At 72.4% G+C, this 18,034-nt stretch carries 14 protein-coding genes; 12 read left to right on the top strand and 2 right to left on the bottom strand.

What is annotated here, in order from left to right:
- Positions 1-140 precede the first annotated feature (140 nt).
- On the bottom strand, positions 141-1,934 hold the full coding sequence (locus tag EF879_RS24305; RefSeq protein WP_233604718.1) for a beta-N-acetylhexosaminidase: 1,794 nt from the start codon (positions 1,932-1,934) through the stop codon (positions 141-143).
- 687 nt (positions 1,935-2,621) lie between these two features.
- Between EF879_RS24305 and ppdK the strand changes: the two genes are divergently transcribed.
- Entirely contained in the window at positions 2,622-5,357 is a 2,736-nt protein-coding gene (gene ppdK, locus EF879_RS24310; protein WP_123562549.1) for a pyruvate, phosphate dikinase, read from the top strand.
- Positions 5,358-5,461: 104 nt separating this feature from the next.
- Here ppdK and EF879_RS24315 read toward each other — a convergent pair whose 3' ends face one another.
- Positions 5,462-5,968: a roadblock/LC7 domain-containing protein gene (locus EF879_RS24315; protein ID WP_233604719.1), complete on the bottom strand. Its 507-nt coding sequence runs from the start codon at positions 5,966-5,968 to the stop codon at positions 5,462-5,464.
- A gap of 331 nt (positions 5,969-6,299) precedes the next feature.
- Here EF879_RS24315 and EF879_RS24320 point away from each other — a divergent pair, with 331 nt between their 5' ends.
- The 11 genes from EF879_RS24320 to EF879_RS24370 form a co-directional block, all read left to right on the top strand.
- Positions 6,300-6,653, top strand: coding sequence for a VOC family protein (locus EF879_RS24320; protein ID WP_123562554.1), 354 nt, complete (start codon positions 6,300-6,302; stop codon positions 6,651-6,653).
- Positions 6,654-6,665: 12 nt separating this feature from the next.
- Positions 6,666-7,913 (top strand): deoxyguanosinetriphosphate triphosphohydrolase, encoded by a 1,248-nt coding sequence (locus EF879_RS24325; RefSeq protein ID WP_123562502.1) that lies wholly within the window; start codon positions 6,666-6,668, stop codon positions 7,911-7,913.
- Positions 7,914-8,268: 355 nt separating this feature from the next.
- Entirely contained in the window at positions 8,269-8,964 is a 696-nt protein-coding gene (locus tag EF879_RS24330) for an SDR family oxidoreductase (RefSeq protein ID WP_123562504.1), read from the top strand.
- A 9-nt stretch (positions 8,965-8,973) separates the two neighbouring features.
- Positions 8,974-10,581, top strand: coding sequence for an MFS transporter (locus EF879_RS24335; RefSeq protein ID WP_123562506.1), 1,608 nt, complete (start codon positions 8,974-8,976; stop codon positions 10,579-10,581).
- A 48-nt stretch (positions 10,582-10,629) separates the two neighbouring features.
- The gene (gene dnaG / locus EF879_RS24340) at positions 10,630-12,519 is read left to right on the top strand and encodes a DNA primase (RefSeq protein ID WP_123562508.1); all 1,890 of its coding nucleotides are present in this window, start codon (positions 10,630-10,632) and stop codon (positions 12,517-12,519) included.
- A 3-nt stretch (positions 12,520-12,522) separates the two neighbouring features.
- Positions 12,523-13,092, top strand: coding sequence for a hypothetical protein (locus EF879_RS24345; protein ID WP_123562510.1), 570 nt, complete (start codon positions 12,523-12,525; stop codon positions 13,090-13,092).
- A gap of 128 nt (positions 13,093-13,220) precedes the next feature.
- Positions 13,221-14,153 carry an ABC transporter ATP-binding protein gene (locus EF879_RS24350; RefSeq protein WP_123562512.1) on the top strand — a complete coding sequence of 311 codons (933 nt, stop codon included), beginning with the start codon at positions 13,221-13,223 and terminating at the stop codon, positions 14,151-14,153.
- Between the two features lies 1 nt (position 14,154).
- Complete coding sequence (locus tag EF879_RS24355) at positions 14,155-14,970, top strand: ABC transporter permease (protein ID WP_123562514.1); 816 nt, start codon at positions 14,155-14,157, stop codon at positions 14,968-14,970.
- 48 nt (positions 14,971-15,018) lie between these two features.
- Positions 15,019-15,828 (top strand): ABC transporter permease, encoded by an 810-nt coding sequence (locus tag EF879_RS24360; RefSeq protein ID WP_123562517.1) that lies wholly within the window; start codon positions 15,019-15,021, stop codon positions 15,826-15,828.
- Between the two features lie 111 nt (positions 15,829-15,939).
- The gene (locus EF879_RS24365; RefSeq protein WP_233604720.1) at positions 15,940-16,893 is read left to right on the top strand and encodes a YihY/virulence factor BrkB family protein; all 954 of its coding nucleotides are present in this window, start codon (positions 15,940-15,942) and stop codon (positions 16,891-16,893) included.
- Positions 16,894-17,110: 217 nt separating this feature from the next.
- The coding region (locus EF879_RS24370) for an ROK family protein (RefSeq protein ID WP_148086545.1) at positions 17,111-18,034 on the top strand (924 nt) is incomplete at its 3' end.

The raw sequence follows: 18,034 nt of genomic DNA on the forward strand, positions 1-18,034 counted from the left end.
GCCACCGGGCGCCCGCTCACCGTTGAGCGGTGGCTCCGCGCCGGTGGACAAACCCTGACCGGGACAGGTGCCGTCCCCTCGTCGTGCACGCCGTCCGCCGCAAAGGGCGAAGCGGGCGGGTACGGCGCCGGCGCGACACGTCAGACGATGGGCGTCGGGGTACCGCCCGTGGGCGGCGTCTCCGCCCCGTCGGCACCGGCGTCGCCGGCCGGTCGCACGACTCGGATCGGTGCCCCGGCCTCGGCCCCGGCGGCGGCCGCGACGTCCGCCGGTCGCACGACTCGGGTAGGTGCCTCCGTCTCCGTCCCGGCGGCCGTGGCGTCCGCCGGTCTCGCGACCCGGGTCGGTGCGGCCGACCGTGGCCCGGGTACGGTCGGGGTGCCCGACCACGGCACCTCGGGCGAACGGTGGAAGGTGATCCCGGCGGCGCTCCACCGGTCACCCTGCTGCGCCAGCCGGTGCCGGAAGTCCGCCCAGTCGTGCGCCTCCGCCGGCGACCAGCCGAGTTCGGCGATGGCGGGGAGCCGGGGGAAGGTCATGAACTCGACGTCGCTGACCGAGACCACGGTCTCCGTCCACAGCGGTGCCTCCACGCCGAGCACCGCCTCGGCGGGGACGCCGGCGAGGTAGGCGCCGGGATCCCAGTCGTACGCGTCGCGGACCTCGATGAGTCCGGCCCAGTCCTTGCCCAGCGGGGTGGTCTCGGCGTACTTCATGTCGAGGTAGGTGCGGTTGCCGGGGGAGAGCAGCAGCTTGGCGCCCCGCGCGACGGCGTCGGCCACCACCGGGTCCTCGGTGGCGGTGCCCCAGTACTGGAGCACCCGTCCCGGGCTGTGCTCGGCGACCGCGAGCTGGTGCCAGCCGAGCACGGTCTTGCCGTGCCGGGTGACGATCGGCTGGATCCGGTTCATGAACGCGGCGTAGTCGGGAGCCGCCAGGGTGAACGCCTCGTCCCCGCCGATGTGCAGGTACGGCCCCGGGGTGAGCGCGGCCACCTCGCCGAGCACGTCGTCGACGAACCGGTACGTTTGCTCGCTGGTCACGTCGACCGCGCTGAACCCCACGTCGGTGCCGGTGTACTCGGGCGGCGGCGTGCCGCCCGGAGCCAGTTCGCCGTACGCGGTCAGCGCCGCGTTGGTGTGACCCGGAAGGTCGATCTCGGGCACCACCGTGATGTGTCGGGCGGCGGCGTAGGCGACGATCTCGGCGTACTGCTCCTTGGTGTAGTAGCCGCCCGGACCGCCGCCGACCTCGGTCGCGCCGCCGACCGTGGCGAGCCGGGGCCACGAGTCCACCGCGATCCGCCAGCCCTGGTCGTCGGTGAGGTGCAGGTGGAGGTGGTTGAGCTTGTATCGGGCGAGGTGATCGATGAAGCGCAGCACGTGCGGGACGGCGAAGAAGTGCCGGGCGACGTCGAGCATCGCGCCCCGGTAGGCGAAGCGAGGGGCGTCCTCGATCCGCCCGCCGGGCACGGTCCACGGGCCGGTCTGCCGACGGTTGGACTCGATCTTGGCGGGTAGAAGCTGGCGCAGGGTCTGTACGCCGTAGAAGAGCCCGGCCGCGGTCCGGGCCCGGATCACCACCCCGGTCGCGGTCGCCTCCAGCAGGTAGCCTTCGCCGGCGGTGCCCGGACCGGAGGCGGGCCTAGCCCCGTCGTCGGTGAGCAGCAGCGAGATCCCGCCCGGCGCGTCGGAACGACCGACGGGCACGACCGGCAGCGGGTAGCCGGTGGGGCGGCGCAGGAGCTCCGCCAGATAGCGGCCGACCGCGACGGCCTCGGGGACCGGCGTGGTCCGGATGGTGGTGCCCGGGGTGAGGAAGAACTCGACGCCCTCGGCCGGTTCCACCCGTCGCGGCGCGGGCAGCACGGTGCGCAGGCGGGTCTGGGGGACGGTGGCCTCGACGGACCGGGGTGGGAAGGCGGCAGGTCGCACGGCAGGTCTCTCCCGGGGGTAGCCGCAAGTGATCCGGGCAAATCTCATGAAACGCACGTTCGAATTGGCGTCGTGTCAAGGGCTGGTCACTCTGTGGCACGGGACGTGGGATCACGTCGGCTGGTCGGCTCCGGCGGGACGGGGACGAAATGGGGACGAGACGAGGGCGGGGACGAGGTCGCGACGGGGACGAGTCGAGGAGGAGGTCGCGGCGGGGCCGAGACGAGGACGAGGTGGTGACGGGGGCGAGAGCGGGATAGGGACCGAGGTGAGGCGGCCGGTCATCGCCGCTGGCCTCGCCGCGACCGCGACCTCGCACCCGTCCCCGACGTCCCGGCCGGCGCGCCGCCCCGGCCGATCCGGCGTCGATCCGGCGTCCACCGTCGGCCGTGCCGTCGATGTCGGCAGCGCGCTCGATGTTGGCAGCGCGCTGAGCACCGGCTGATCGATGCTGTCCGTGGGATCGTTCCCACACAACCCGACGAACACGTACGGCACGGCTATCTGTGCGCATTGTCACCGATGGGTCCCGTGTCGATCCGGAGTCGCTTACTCTTCGCCCACCAGCGGCCCCTCGTCTCACCCGTCACGGGCGACCGGTCCGGCCGGTACGGACGACTGCCCGAGGGGTACGTAGGGAGCGGCTGATTCATCGTTCAGCGTCGAACGACCCGCGTGGAGGCTCCGGTGGCAGCGCAGCACACTGCGACACAGAAGTACGTGTACGACTTCTTCGAGGGCAACAAGGACCTGAAGGACCTACTGGGTGGCAAGGGCGCCAACCTGGCCGAGATGACCAATCTCGGGCTGCCCGTACCACCCGGCTTCACTATCACCACCGAGGCCTGCCGGGCGTACCTCGCCACGGGATCCCGGCCGGCCGGGCTCAGTGAGGAGATCGCCGACCACCTGCGGGCGCTCGAGGAGGCGATGGGCCGCCGGCTCGGCGACCCGGACGACCCGCTGCTGGTCTCGGTCCGCTCCGGCGCCAAGTTCTCGATGCCCGGGATGATGGAGACCGTGCTGAACGTCGGCCTCACCGACGCCAGCGTGCATGGGCTCGCGCGACAGGCCGCCGGCTCGGCCGACCGGCCCGGCTCCGCGGACGCCGAGCGGTTCGCCTGGGACTCCTACCGCCGGCTCATCCAGATGTTCGGCAAGACGGTCTGTGACGTGCCGGGTGAGGAGTTCGAGCGGGCGCTCGAGGAGTGCAAGCGGGCAAAGGGAACCACCAGCGACCTCGACCTCGACGCGAACGACCTGCGCGCGCTGGTCGGCACGTACAAGGAGATCTTCCGCGCGCACACCGGCCGGGAGTTCCCGCAGCAGCCCACCGAGCAGCTCGACCTCGCCATCAACGCCGTCTTCGAGTCCTGGAACTCCGAGCGGGCCGTCGTCTACCGCCGCCAGGAGCGGATCCCCGCCGACCTCGGCACCGCCGTCAACGTCTGCAGCATGGTCTTCGGCAACCTCGGCCCGGACTCCGGCACCGGCGTCGCCTTCACCCGCGACCCCGCCACCGGGGCGCAGGGCATCTACGGGGACTACCTCGCCAACGCCCAGGGCGAGGACGTGGTCGCCGGAATCCGCAACACCGTCCCGCTGCAACAGCTCGCCGAGCTGAACCGGCCGGCGTACGACGAACTGCTGGCCATCATGGCCCGGCTGGAGGAGCACTACCGGGACCTCTGCGACATCGAGTTCACCATCGAGCGCGGCAAGCTCTGGATGTTGCAGACCCGGGTCGGAAAACGGACCGCCGCCGCCGCGTTCGTGATCGCCGCGCAGCTCGTCGACGAGGGCCTGATCGATCTCGACGAGGCGCTGGCCCGGGTCACCGGCCCGCAGCTCGCCCAGCTCATGTTTCCCCGCTTCACGCACGACAGCGACCTGCGGCCGGTCGCCCGGGGCATCGCCGCCTCGCCCGGCGCCGCTGTCGGCCGGGCGGTCTTCGACAGCCAGCGGGCGGTGGAACTGGCCGGGCAGGGGGAGCGGGTCATCCTGGTACGCCGGGAGACCCACCCCGACGACCTGCCCGGCATGGTCGCCGCCCGGGGCATCCTCACCTCGCGCGGCGGCAAGACCAGCCACGCCGCGGTGGTGGCCCGGGGCATGGGCAAGACCTGCGTCTGCGGCGCCGAGGCGCTGGACGTCGACACCCGGCAGCGACAGTTCACCGTCGGCGGCCAGGTGGTGCGCGAGGGGGACGTGGTCTCCATCGACGGCACCACCGGCGACATCTACCTCGGCGAGGTGCCGGTCCAGCCCTCCGAGGTGGTGCGCTACTTCGAGGGCGAGCTGGATCCGGAACGCTCCGACGACCCGCTGGTCCGGGCCGTACACCGGCTCATGTCGCACGCCGACGCCCGGCGGCGGCTGGGGGTCCGGGCGAACGCCGACACCGCCCAGGACGCGGCCCGGGCCCGGCGGTTCGGCGCGGAGGGGATCGGGCTCTGCCGTACGGAGCACATGTTCCTCGGGGACCGGCGTGAGCTGGTCGAGCGGCTGATCCTGGCCAGCACCGAGGCCGAACGGGAGGCGGCCCTCGCCGAGCTGCTGCCGCTCCAGCGGGCCGACTTCGTCGAGATCTTCCGGGCGATGGACGGGCAGCCGGTCACGGTCCGGTTGATCGACCCGCCGCTGCACGAGTTCCTCCCCTCGCTGGAGGAGCTGGCGGTGCAGGTGGCGGTGGCGCACGAGCGCGGTGAGGACGCGGGCCGGGACGAGCAACTGCTCAGCGCGGTACGCCGGATGCACGAACAGAACCCGATGCTGGGCCTGCGCGGCGTCCGCCTAGGCCTGGTCATCCCCGGTCTCTTCGCCATGCAGGTCCGGGCGATCGTCGAGGCGGCCGTGGAGTGCGCCCGCGGCGGCGGTACCCCCAAGCCGGAGATCATGGTGCCGCTGGTCGGTGCGGTGCAGGAGCTGGAGACGGTCCGCGCCGAAGCCGAGAAGATCATCCAGGAGGTGACCCGGGAGCAGCCGGTCGAGGTGCTGATCGGCACCATGATCGAGGTGCCCCGGGCGGCACTGACCGCCGGGCAGATCGCCGAGGCGGCCGAGTTCTTCTCCTTCGGCACCAACGACCTGACCCAGATGGGCTGGGGCTTCTCCCGTGACGACGTCGAGGGAGCGTTCTTCTGGCGCTACCTGGAGTTGGGCATCTTCGGTATCTCGCCGTTCGAGTCGATCGACGCCGAGGGCGTCGGCCGACTGGTCCGGATCGCCTCCGCCGAGGGGCGGGCCGCCCGGCCCGGGCTCAAGCTCGGGGTCTGCGGCGAGCACGGCGGTGACCCCGACTCGGTGCACTTCTTCCACGAGGTCGGGCTGGACTACGTCTCCTGCTCGCCGTTCCGGGTGCCGGTGGCCCGGCTGGAGGCGGGTCGGGCGGCGGTCACCTCGACCGGCTCCGACAGCCGCTGACCGGACCCCTGGCGCACGGTCGCCCGGGCACGAGTGTCGCCGCGGTCCGGTACGCCGGCCGGGCCGGACCGCGGCGTCGCCGGCGACCGGTGCCGGTCGGTGGATCACCGCCGGTCGGGGGAACGCCAGCGGTCCGTCTCGGACCAGAGCCCGGTCGGCAGGGCGGCCATCGGCGTACGGGTGGTGAGCGGCGCCGTCGGATCCGTCGTCGGGGGGATCGCGGTGGCCACGTCCGGCTGCCGGGCGGCGTCCCAGAGCGCGCCGAGCCGCTGGGCGGCCGACCGGGCCTCGGCGTGCAGCCTGGCCAGGTCGGCCCCCGCGCCGGCGATCGCGGTGAGGATGGCCTCGGCACCGGCCGGGTAGGTCGCCACGTACCCGTCGGCGCCCCGGACCACCGACTCGCGCACCGGGCCGTGCCCGGCGAGGCCGGCGAACCGGCCGGCGATGCCGAGGCTGGCCGCGGAGAGCGCGGCGACGTGGTGCGGGTCGCCGGTGGGCAGGTCACTGGCGACCAGCAGACCGTCGACGGCGGCCAGCACGGCACCGGTCATCTCCGGCACCGCGCGGCGCAGCCGGTGTAGTTCGGCCAGCAGGGCGGCATCAGTGTTCACGGGGTCTCTCCTTCGGGCGTCGGTCTGTGCCGCGGGTGGGACGTGTGGAGGTGGCTACGGACGTGCGGAGATGCTTCGGAGGTGCCGGACGGACGGTGGTCGCGGGGTGGTGACCTTTTGCCTCCGGCACGTTACACCGGGGCATGTTCGACCGGGGTCCCGCGACCATCGGCGATCGTCTGGCAACTCCCGGCTGTTCGGCCGTTGCGGGCTCGGCGTCTCGCGCAATTGCGGACACGTGCTGGCCGGTCCATTGCCGCCCCCGGATCGGATCTCCGGCGTACCCTGAGCGGCACGCGAACTCTGTTGGCAGGTGACGGAGGTGGAGCGCATGGGCAGCGTGTGGGAGAACCTGGTGGTCGACGCCGCCGACCCGGCCCGGCTCGCCCGCTGGTGGGCTGAGGCGCTCGGTTACCAGATCGTCAACGAGCTGCCGAACGAGGTGGAGATCCGCCGTGCGCCGGACGTGCTGCCCGGGCTGGTCTTCGTCCCGGTCCCGGGGCCCAAGGAGACGAAGAACCGCCTGCACATCGACCTCCGCCCGACCGACCGGGAGGCCGAGGTCGAACGGCTGGTCAACATGGGGGCCCGGCACGTCGACGTCGGGCAGTCCCCCGACGAGAGCTGGACCGTGCTGGCCGACCCGGAGGGTAACGAGTTCTGTGTGCTGGCGTCGCGGAGCTGACCGGCGGAATTGGTGAGGACGGCCGGCGCGGTCAGCCAGCCCGACGCGGAACGCCGGGCCCCCGAGCCGCCGAAGGACGTCGGCTACGGGCGCAGCCCGTACCAGCGGGACCGGGCCCGGGTGCTGCACTCGGCGGCGTTCCGGCGGCTGGCCGCCAAGACCCAGGTACACACCGCCGGGACCGACGACTTTCTCCGGACCCGGCTCACCCACTCCCTGGAGGTTGCCCAGATCGCCCGGGAGATGGGGGGCCGGCTCGGCTGCGACCCGGACATCGTCGACGTCGCCGGGCTCGCCCACGATCTCGGACACCCGCCGTTCGGGCACAACGGCGAGGCGGCGCTGGACGCCCTGGCGGCGGCGTGCGGAGGTTTCGAGGGAAACGCCCAGACGCTGCGGGTGCTGACCCGGCTGGAGGCCAAGGTGTACGCCCCGGACGGCACCTCCGTCGGGCTCAACCTGACCCGGGCCGCGCTCGACGCCACCTGCAAGTACCCCTGGCCCCGCCGCCCGGGCGAGCGCAAGTTCGGGGTGTACCCGGACGACATGGACACCTTCGAGTGGCTGCGTCGGGGCGCCCCGGCCGGCGACGTCCGGTGCCTGGAGGCGCAGGTGATGGACTGGGCGGACGACGTGGCGTACTCGGTGCACGACGTCGAGGACGGGATCCACGGCGGCTACCTGCGGCTGACGCCACTGCGGGCCGACGCCGACGAGCGGGCCGCGCTCTGCGCCGACGTGGCCGGACGCTACTCGGCCGAGTCGGCCGACTACCTCTCCGGGGTGCTGGCCGAGCTGCTCGACGATCCGGTGCTGGCGCCGTTGTACGGCTACGACGGCAGCCACCGGGCGCTGGCCGCGCTCAAGGGCACCACCAGCGCTCTCACCGGGCGGTTCGTCGCGGCGGCGGTGACCGCCACCGAGGAGCGGTACGGTTCCGGCCCGCTGCGCCGGTACGCCGCCGAGCTGGTGGTGCCGCGCCGGATCCGCGCCGAGTGCGCCCTGCTCAAGGGGATGGCGCTGCGGTACGTCATGCGCCGCCCCGGCGCCGAGGGCTGGTACGCCCGCCAGCGGGAGATCCTGGCCGAGCTGGTCGGGGCGCTGACCGCCCGGGCTCCGGAGGCGCTCGACCCGGTCTTCGCTCCACTGTGGAAGGTGGCGCCGGACGACGCCGCCCGGCTGCGGGTGGTGATCGACCAGGTCGCCTCGCTGACCGACCCGGCCGCGGTCGCCTGGCACCAGCGGCTCACCGCCGGCTGATCCCGCTGGCTGAGCCCGCGGGCGACCGCACGTCTTCCGCTGTCGGGTTGCCGGCCGGCACGCCGTCGCGGGACGGGTTCGGCTCGTGCCCGGGACCACGCGGCGCGTGGGCGGACGGACCGGCCGGGGACGGGTCGGCTGGGCTGGACCGCCCGTCCCGGGCGTTTCCTCCGGGTCGTGCCGCCGCGGCCTGTTCGGCCGTCCTCGTTCCGGGCGCGTCCCGTTCAGGCGGTGTTCGTCCCCAGGCTCCGCACCGGAACCGGCCCCCGATTGGGCGATCACGCCCGCACGTCCGCTCCCCAGGTGTAACCCTCCTTGGTAGGACGGCGTCGTCGACGGGAAGCTGGAGTGGGCCATGAACGCCAGGACCTTCGTGGTGGACGGCGGGACCAGCGGTCTCGGCCTGGAGGCGGCCCGGATCCTCGCGGCCGACCACCGGGTGGTGATCCTCGGCAACGTGCCGGACGAGGTGTCCCGGGCCCGGAACGACCTCGGCTGCGACGGCCTGGTCTGCGACATCTCCCGGGCCGACCAGGTCCACGACGCTCTGACCGAGGTCGTCGAGCGGTACGGCCCGATCGACGGCCTGGCGCACTGCGCCGCGATGTGGGCCGGGGGCCGCCTGGAGGACCTCTCCCCGGAGATGATCCGTCGGGCGGTCGAGGTCAACGTCCTCGGGACCGCGATCCTGCTGCACGAGGTCCTGATCCGGATGCGCGAACAGGGGTACGGCAACGTCGTCTACGTCAGCGCGCTCGCCACCGAGGTCCCCCGACCGGGAATCCCGCTGTACCGGGCGACGAAGAGCTTCGGCACCAGCCTGGTCGAGTCGCTCGCCGAGGCGCAGGGCACCAACAGCATCAAGGTCATGGAGATTCGTCCGGGGCCGATGCACACCCGACTCCAGGAGCGGGTGGGTGCCGAGTTCCTGGACACGGTCTTCGCGGCGCCCGAGCAGGTCGCTGCCGAGGTCGTCCGGCTGCTCCTGCTCACCCCCGACGACCTCTACGTCTCCGGGCAGAAGGTGCTCCGCGCCGACGGTCGCTGGTAGCGGGGCGCGATGGTCAGCGCGGGACCGGCCTCCGCCGAGCCGCCACCCTCGGCACTCGCGCCGCTGCGGGTGGCGGCGTACCGGAACCTGTGGGTGGCGATGCTCGTCGCCAACATCGGCACCTGGATGCAGACCGTCGGCGCGCAGTGGCTGCTGATCAGCGAGCGGAACGCCTCGACCCTGGTCTCCCTGGTGCAGACGGCGAGCATGCTGCCGATCCTGCTCCTCGCCCTCCCCGCCGGGGCGCTCGCCGACACGCTCGACCGGCGGCGGCTGCTCATCGCCGTCCAGTTCTTCGTCGTCGGGGTGGGGCTGGCGCTGACCCTGCTCACCGCCGCCGCCCGGATGCCGCCGGCGCTGTTGCTGACCCTCACCTTCGCCTTCGGGGTCGGGCAGGCGCTCACCCTGCCCGCCTGGGCCGCGGTCATCCCCGACCTGGTGCCCCGCAACCTGTTGCAGTCCGCCTCCGGGCTCGGCTCGATCAGCGTGAACGCGGCCCGCTCCATCGGCCCGGCGCTGGCCGGTCTGCTGATCGCCTGGACCGGCGTACCACTGGTCTTCGCCATCAACACGCTGGCGTTTCTCTTCTTCGCCCTGACCCTGATCCGGTGGCGGCCCGGCCGGGCCCGGTCGGTCGAGGTGCCGGAGCGGTTCACCGCCGCGCTCCGCGCCGGTGCCCGGTATGTCCGGCACTCACCCATCGTGCAGCGGCTGCTGCTGCGCGCGTTGCTCTTCCTGATCCCGGGCAGCGCCCTCTGGGCGCTGCTGCCGCTGGTCGCCAACCGGGAACTCGGGCTCGGCTCCGGCGGGTACGGCATTCTGCTCGGCGCCCTCGGCGTCGGCGCGGTCATCGGTGGCCTGGTGCTGCCCCGGGTCCGCTCGCGGTTCTCCCCGAACCAGTTCCTGCTGCTGGCCGGGCTGGCGTACGGGCTGGTCCTGCTGGTCGTGGTGTTCGTCCCGATCGAGCAGGTGGTGCTGGTCGCGCTGGTGCCGGCCGGGCTGGCCTGGGTGACCGTGCTCTCCAACCTCAACGCCGAGATGCAGCTCTTCCTCCCCGGCTGGGTACGCGCCCGCGGCCTCGCCGTCTACCAGGTGGTCTTCGCCGGCGGACAGGCGCTCGGCGCGCTGGCCTGGGGCGTGGTCGCCGATGCGACGAGTCTGCTCCTCGCCCACGTCGTGGCCGGGTTGCTGATGGTCGCCAGCGCCCTCACGGTCCGGATCTGGCCCCTGCCGGACCTGCGGGCCGTCGAGCGGGACCCGGCGACCCACTGGCCGGAGCTCGACCTGGTGTACGAGCCGGACCCGAGCGTCGGTCCGGTGGTGGTGATCATCACCTACACGGTCCGCGAGGAGCACCGGGAGGGCTTCGTCACGGCGATGGAGGACGTCCGGTCCGCCCGGCAACGTACCGGGGCGGTACGGTGGGGGCTCTACCGCTCGGGTGAGACGGCGGACCGCTTCGTCGAGGTCTACGAGCTGCCGTCCTGGGACGAGCACCTGCGCCAGCACGGCGGCCGGCTCACCAAGGCCGACCAGGTTGCCGAGCTGCGTGCGCTGCGCCACATCGAGGGCGCGCCCGAGGTGAGCCACCTGCTGCCCGCCGAGGCGGGCCGGTAGCCACGCGGGGGCACCCCTTCGCCGGTGAGATCCCCCCGACAGGGCAGGATGTACGCCGGAGGGGGTGGGTGCATGGCCGGGCGAATCCGGGACGAGGACATCGCGCTGGTCCGGGAGCGCACCTCGATCGCCGACATCATCTCGGAGACGGTCACGCTGCGGTCCGCCGGCGGCGGCAACCTGAAGGGCCTCTGCCCGTTCCACGACGAGAAGACCCCGTCGTTCACGGTGTCTCCCGCCCGGAACGTCTACTTCTGCCACGGTTGTGGGGCGGGTGGCGACGCCATCAAGTTTCTGATGGACGCCGAGCACCTGACCTTCGTCGAGGCCGTGGAACGGCTCGCCGACCGGGCCAACATCCAGCTTCGGTACGTCGAGGCCGGGCCGGCGCCGGTCCGGCCGCGGCAGGGGCAGAAGCAGCGGCTGGTCGCCGCGCACGCCGCCGCCGCCGAGTTCTACGCCGACCAGCTCGGTACGGCCGCCGCCCGCCCGGCCCGCGAGTTCCTCGCCCAGCGCGGCTTCGACAAGGCGGCGGCGCAGACGTACGGCTGCGGCTTCGCGCCCGATGCCTGGGACGCGCTGACGAAGCACCTGCGGCAGAAGGGGTTCACCGCGCAGGAGCTGGTCACCGCCGGCCTGGCCCGGCCGGCCCGCTCCGGGTCGCTGATCGACCGGTTCCGGCGTCGGCTCCTCTGGCCGATCAGGGATCTGACCGGCGACGTGATCGGGTTCGGTGCCCGCAAGCTCTTCGCCGACGACGACGGCCCGAAGTACCTCAACACCCCGGAGACGCCGATCTACAAGAAGTCGCACGTCCTCTACGGCATCTTCCAGGCGAAGCGGGAGATCGCCCGGCAGGGGCGGGCGGTGATCGTCGAGGGGTACACCGACGTCATGGCGTGCCACCTGGCCGGGGTGCCGACCGCCGTGGCGACCTGCGGTACCGCGTTCGGCGCCGACCACATCGCGGTCCTGCGCCGGCTGCTGATGGACACCGACGCGGTGGCCGGTGAGATCATCTTCACCTTCGACGGCGACGCCGCCGGGCAGAAGGCGGCGCTGCGCGCCTTCGAGGAGGACCAGCGCTTCGTCGGGCGGACCTTCATCGCGGTCAGCCCGGACAACATGGACCCGTGCGAGCTGCGGCTGGCCAAGGGGGACCTGGCGGTCCGGGACCTCGTCGCCCGCCGCGAGCCGCTGGTCGACTTCGCGCTGCGCCAGGTACTCAACCGGTACGACCTGGACACCGTCGACGGCCGGGTCGAGGCGATGCGCCGGGCGGCGCCGCTGGTGGCCAAGCTCAAGGACCGGGAGAAGCGACCCGAGTACGTCCGCAAGCTCGCCGGTGACCTCGGCATGGAGATCGAGCCGGTGCAGCGGGCGGTCCGCAACGCCGAGGCCGAGCTGCGGGGCGAGCCGGTTCGGGCGGACCGCTCGGCGTCGGCCCGGCCTGAGCCGGCGGTGGACAACCCGCAGGTGGTGGTGGAACGCGAGGCGCTGAAGCTGGCACTCCAGGTGCCGGTGCTGGCCGGGCCCATGTTCGACGCGCTCGGGCCGGAGGTGTACCAGCACCCCGTACACCGGGTGCTGCGTACGGCGGTGGCGGCGGCCGGGGGCGCGGCGGGCGCTGCCGGTGGCGCGGTCTGGATCGAGGCGGTTCGGGACGCCTGCGGCGACCTGGCGGCGGCGGCGCTGGTCAGCGAGCTGGCGGTCGAGCCGCTGCGGATCGACACCGAGCCCGATCCCCGGTACGTCTCGATCACGCTGGCCCGGCTGGAGTGGGGGGCGGTCACCGCCCGGATCCGGGACCTGAAGTCGAAGGTGCAGCGGATCAACCCGGCGGCGAACAAGGACGAGTACTTCACGCTCTTCGGTGAGCTGCTCTCGTTGGAGCAGCACGCGCGGGCCCTGCGTGAGCAGGCGATGGGGGGTCTGTAGCCGATGTCGCCGTTCGGCCTCTTCTCCCGGACCCGGCGGTTGCCGGCCTCCCTCCGGCCCGCTCTGGAGCGCGACGAGCGGGTGCTCGACTGGGCGCGGGTGGGCGACGGCGGCGAGTGGGCGGTGGTGGTCACCACCCGTGGCCTGTGGCTGCCGGACCTGGAGGGACAGGTCGGCTGGCTCCCCGGGGTGGATGGCCGGCTCGGCTGGCACGAGATCCACAAGGCGGTCTGGTCCGGGCGGGAGCTGACGGTCGTCCCGGCGCAGCTGGTCGAGGAGCGGGCCGGCTATCGGGTGCTGGCCGACGGGGCGTCGCGGACGTACCTGCTGCTCGATCCGGGTAACGTGCCGCACCAGGTGCGGGTCCGGGTCACCCGGTCGGTGGCGTACACCGCGCATCGGCGGCTGCCGGGCGGTGGCGTCCGGGTGGTGGCCCGGCGAGTTCCCGGGATCGACGGCCTGACCTGGACCGTCCGCTACGATCCGGGTACGCCCAGCGACGACGACGCGGTGATCGCGGAGACCGACCAGCTCGTCGCGGCGGCCCAGGCCGGTACCGACCCTGACCTCTGACCTCGGCCCGACGGCACGCCGACCCTCCGACAGCCGGGCGGGTCCGGCGCGTCGCGGGCGTGGGGACGGGTGTGACCTGCCGGGAAACTCGATGGGAGGTGTCGGAGGCGCCGGCTAGGGTCGGTTCCGTGTCGAAGGACGGGGTGTTGATCAGGGCCCGCGGGCTGGTGAAACGGTTCGGGGACTTCGTGGCGGTCGACGGGATCGACGTCGAGGTGCGGGCCGGGGAGGCCTTTGGATTTCTCGGCCCCAACGGCGCCGGCAAGAGTTCGACCATGCGGATGATCGGCTGCGTCTCCCCACCGAGCGGGGGTGAGCTGCAGATCCTGGGAATGGATCCCCGGCGGGACGGGCCGGCGATCCGGGCCCGGCTCGGCGTCTGCCCCCAGCTGGACAACCTCGACCCCGAGCTGACCGTCCGGGAGAACCTGACCACGTACGCGCGGTACTTCGGCATCCCGCGCCGGACAGCCCGGGAGCGCGCCACCGAGCTGCTGGAGTTCGTGCAGCTCGCGGAGCGGGCCAACAGCAAGGTGGAGCCGCTCTCCGGCGGCATGAAACGCCGGCTGACGATCGCGCGGGCGCTGGTCAACGAGCCGGACATCGTGCTCCTCGACGAGCCGACCACGGGGTTGGACCCGCAGGCCCGGCACCTGGTGTGGGAACGGCTCTTCCGGCTGAAGCAACAGGGCGTCACGCTGGTGCTGACCACCCACTACATGGACGAGGCGGAGCAGCTCTGCGACCGGCTGGTGGTGATGGACGGCGGCCGGATCGTCGCCGAGGGCTCCCCGCGCGAGCTGATCGAGCGCTACTCCACCCGCGAGGTGGTCGAGCTGCGGTTCGGCGCGGAGGGGCAGGAGACCTTCGCCGGCAAGCTGGCCGGCATCGGGGAGCGGACCGAGGTGCTGCCCGACCGGATCCTGCTCTACGTGGCCGACGGCGACGCGGCGGTGGCCGAGGTCCATGCCCGGGCGCTGGCCCCGGCCAGTGTGCTGGTCCGGCGCAGCAGCCTGGAGGACGTCTTCCTGCACCTGACCGGCCGGACGTTGGTGGACTGAGATGAGCGTGCTGGAGAAGGCCGATTCCGGGGTGGCGCCCCGCGCCGGGCTGGTCGGGCGCGTCCCGGCGCTCGCGGTTCTCGAGTACCAGCTCGTCGCCTACCGGCGTACCTGGCGGGCCGGGGTGTTCTCGTCGTTCCTGCTGCCCCTGCTCACCATGGTCGGGTTCGGGATCGGTGTCGGGGCGTACGTCGAGTCCGGAGTGGGCGGTGTCTCCTATCTGGACTTCATCGTTCCCGGGCTGATCGCCTCGACGGCCCTCCAGGTCGCGGTCGGCGAGTCGACCTGGCCGGTGCTGGGAAGCTTCGAGTGGATCAAGGTCTACTTCGCGCAGGCGGCGAGTCCGCTCCGGGCCGGCGACATCCTCGGCGGGCACGTCGCCTTCGTGCTGTTCCGGGTGCTCACCAGCAGCCTCGCCTTCCTGCTGGTGGCGGCGCTGTTCGGCGCGCTGCACTCGCCGTGGGCGCTGACCACGCCGCTGCTGGTGCTGCTGATCGGGCTCGCGGTCGCGACCCCGGTCTTCGCGTACAGTGCCTCGGTGCGCAGTGACAGCTACCTGTCGCTGCTGTTCCGGTTCGCGGTCATTCCGATGTCGCTCTTCGCCGGGGTCTTCTTTCCGGTCGAGTCGCTGCCGACCGCGCTGCGCTGGCTGGCGTACGCGTCGCCGCTCTGGCACGGCGTCGACCTGTGCCGGGCCGCCACCCTCGGTGTCGCGCCGGACTGGTCGGTGCCGGGCCACCTGCTCTACCTCGGCGCCTGGGCGGCGGGCGGCTGGCTGCTGGCCCGGGCCTGCTTTCGCCGGCGTCTGGTGGTCTGACCCCGCCCGCCGGCCTCCGTATCCGTGTGACGTGTCGTAAGGAGATCCGTGGTCAGCTTCGTCCTGCCCCGGCTGGTCGGCCTTCGGGGGCCCGTCCGCCGCTCGGTCTCGGTGGCCGAGCGGAACGTCGCCGCCCTCAGGTCCGCGTACTGGATCGTGCTGGTTTCGGGCCTCTTCGAGCCGATGCTCTACCTGCTCTCCATCGGGGTCGGGGTGGGGGCGCTGGTCGGCGACCTGAGCCTGCCGGGCGGCCGGGTGGTGTCGTACGCGGCGTTCGTGGCGCCGGCGATGCTCGCCGCCTCGGCGATGAGCGGGGCGCTGGCCGAAACGACATTCAACTTCTTCGGCAAGATGAAGTACATGAAGCTGTACGACGGGATCCTGGCCACCCCCGTACAGCCGTTCGAGATCGCCCTGGGCGAGCTGGGCTGGGCGATGCTGCGCGGCACGCTCTACTCCGCGGTCTTCCTCGCGGTGATGGTGGCGATGGATCTGACCTCGCCGTCGCGGGCGCTGCTCGCGCTGCCGGCGGCCGTGCTCGTCGGCTTCGCGTTCGGCGGGCTGGGGATGACGATCTCCACCTTCATGCGGAGCTGGCAGGACTTCGACCTCCTCGGATCGGTCCAGTTCACGCTCTTCCTCTTCTCCGGCACCTTCGTGCCCGCCGAGGCCTACCCGTCGGTGCTGCGGTGGGTGGTCGAGGCCAGTCCGCTCTACCGCGCGGTGGACCTGATCCGTGGGATCACCGTCGCCGGGGCCGGCGTCAGCCAACTCGTCGACGTGCTCTACCTCGTCGCGGTGCTGGCGTTCGGTCTGGTCGTCGCCGGCCGGCGAATGGGGCGGCTGCTCTGCAAGTAGCCGGGCAGTACACCCGGTTGGGCCTCGACGATCTCGCCATCCGGCTACCGTCAGTAGCTGACGGGCCGGGGTGATCCCGGTCGTCCGGACGGCGCGGACCAAGGGGGCGGGGTGGCCGAGGAGCGACGGGCCAGGCGTCAGGACCGGCTCTCCCGAGTCGCCTGGCGGTCCGTGTTGCGACGGACCCTGCGGGAGGCGCAGGCGGACAACATCACCGACTGGGCGGCGGCCCTGACCTACTACGGTGTGCTGGCGCTCTTTCCGGCCCTGCTGGTGTTGGTCTCGGTGCTGGGCCTGGTCGGTGACGCGGCGGTCCGTGGGGTACAGAACGTCATCCGGGACGTCGTCCCCGCCCAGTCGGCGCGGGACATTCTGCTGACCGGCGTCTCCCAGGTCCAGGGCAGCGCCGGTACGGCCAGCCTCGTCGCGATCCTCGGCCTGCTCGGGGCGTACTGGACCGCCTCGGGGTACGTCGGTGCCTTCATGCGGGCGGCGAACGTGATCTACGACGTACCGGAGGGGCGTCCGCTCGCCACGACCCTGGCGTTCCGTCTCGGCATCACCGCGCTGGTCGGGCTGATGGTGCTGGTCAGCCTGGTGCTGCTGGTGTTCAGCGGGAAGCTCTCCCAGCAGGTGGGTCGCCGGCTGGGGGTCGGCGAGGCCGGGGTGGCCGCCTGGGACATCGCGAAGTGGCCGGCCCTGGTGGTGCTGGTCAGCCTGATCTTCGCGGTGCTCTACTGGGCGACCCCGAACGCCCGGCAGCGCTTCCGGTGGGTCAGCCCAGGTGGGCTCTTCGCGGTGCTGGCGTGGGCGATCGTTTCCGCGGGTTTCGCGTTCTATGTGGCGAACTTCGGCTCGTACAACAAGACGTACGGGTCGTTGGCGGCGGTGATCGTCTTCCTCGTCTGGCTCTGGTTGTCGAACGTGGCGATCCTGCTCGGGGCGGAGCTGAGCGCGGAGCTGGAACGGGAGCGGACCATCCAACTGGGCGGGTCGGCGGCGCGAGAGCCGTACGTCTCGCTCCGGGACGACCGCACGCTCCGCAGACGCCGCCGGGACCCCTGACCCGCCCGACCCGGAACCGTGCCGTTACCCGTTTCGCGGCATCCCGGGTCAACCAGCGGGGTTTTCTTGATCGCTCGCCACCTTTCGTCTGTTGAGACAAAAGTTGGCGCCAACTTGGCTGAATCTCTGGACAGTCGCTTCGGAAGGCTCCTACTGTGTCGGGCACGACGCGCCCGCGTCGCGATCCGTTCACCCATGCCTGACGGAGGTGCCCTCAGTGCGCGCTGCGGAAGCCCTCCACCTCCGGCTGCTGCGGCTGCTGCGGGACGAGGGGGCCCTCTCCCGGGCCGAGCTCGCCGACCGGCTGCAGATGCCCCGGCCGCGCCTGCTCGCCGAGCTGGAGCGGCTGGTCAGCCTCGGATACGTCGCCGAGGCGGGACCCGCCGCCTCCCGGGGCGGTCGCCGGTCCACGTTGGTGGAGATCAGCCCTCATCTGCGGTTCGCCGCCGTGGATCTGGGTGCGAGTTCGATCGACGTGGAGGTGGTGAACGGTCGGCTGGAGCCGGTGGTGGCGTACGCCGAGGAAGCCGACATCCGGTCCGGACCGAAGGCGGTCCTGCACCGGGTCAACGAACTGCTGGCCAAGGCGCGGGCGGACGGGGCGTACGAGCGGCTACACGCGATCGGGATCGGTGTTCCGGGGCCGGTGAGCTTCCGGGACGGGGTGCCGGTCTCGCCGCCGATCATGCCCGGCTGGGACCGCTTTCCGGTCCGTGAGGTCCTGACCCGGGACCACGGCTGCCCGGCGGTGGTGGACAACGACGTCAACATCATGGCGATCGGTGAACGGCACGGCGGCGTGGCCCGTTCGGTCGACGACTTCCTCTTCGTGAAGATCGGCACCGGCATCGGGTGCGGCATCTACCTCTCCGGCGAGGTCTACCGCGGCACCGACGGCTGCGCTGGCGACATCGGCCACATCCAGGTCGACGCGCACGGCCCGGTCTGTTCGTGCGGCAACGTCGGTTGTCTGGAGGCGCTGTTCAGCGGGGCGGCGTTGGCGAGGGAGGCGACCACGGCCGCCCGGAGCGGCGCCTCGCCCGCCCTCGCCGAACGGCTGGGAGCTGCCGGCACGGTCACCGCGATCGATGTCGCGCACGGTGCCAGCGGCGGGGATGTGACCTGCATCCGGTTGATCCGT

Source organism: Micromonospora sp. HM5-17 (assembly GCF_003762835.1).
GTDB lineage: Bacteria > Actinomycetota > Actinomycetes > Mycobacteriales > Micromonosporaceae > Plantactinospora.

Excerpts from the sequence above, each read along its gene's own strand:
- dnaG (WP_123562508.1), top strand. The coding sequence starts at position 10,630 with ATGTACGCCGGAGGGGGTGGGTGCATGGCCGGGCGAATCCGGGACGAG.
- EF879_RS24330 (WP_123562504.1), top strand. The coding sequence starts at position 8,269 with ATGAACGCCAGGACCTTCGTGGTGGACGGCGGGACCAGCGGTCTCGGC.
- EF879_RS24320 (WP_123562554.1), top strand. The coding sequence starts at position 6,300 with ATGGGCAGCGTGTGGGAGAACCTGGTGGTCGACGCCGCCGACCCGGCC.
- EF879_RS24335 (WP_123562506.1), top strand. The coding sequence starts at position 8,974 with ATGGTCAGCGCGGGACCGGCCTCCGCCGAGCCGCCACCCTCGGCACTC.
- EF879_RS24355 (WP_123562514.1), top strand. The coding sequence starts at position 14,155 with ATGAGCGTGCTGGAGAAGGCCGATTCCGGGGTGGCGCCCCGCGCCGGG.
- EF879_RS24345 (WP_123562510.1), top strand. The coding sequence starts at position 12,523 with ATGTCGCCGTTCGGCCTCTTCTCCCGGACCCGGCGGTTGCCGGCCTCC.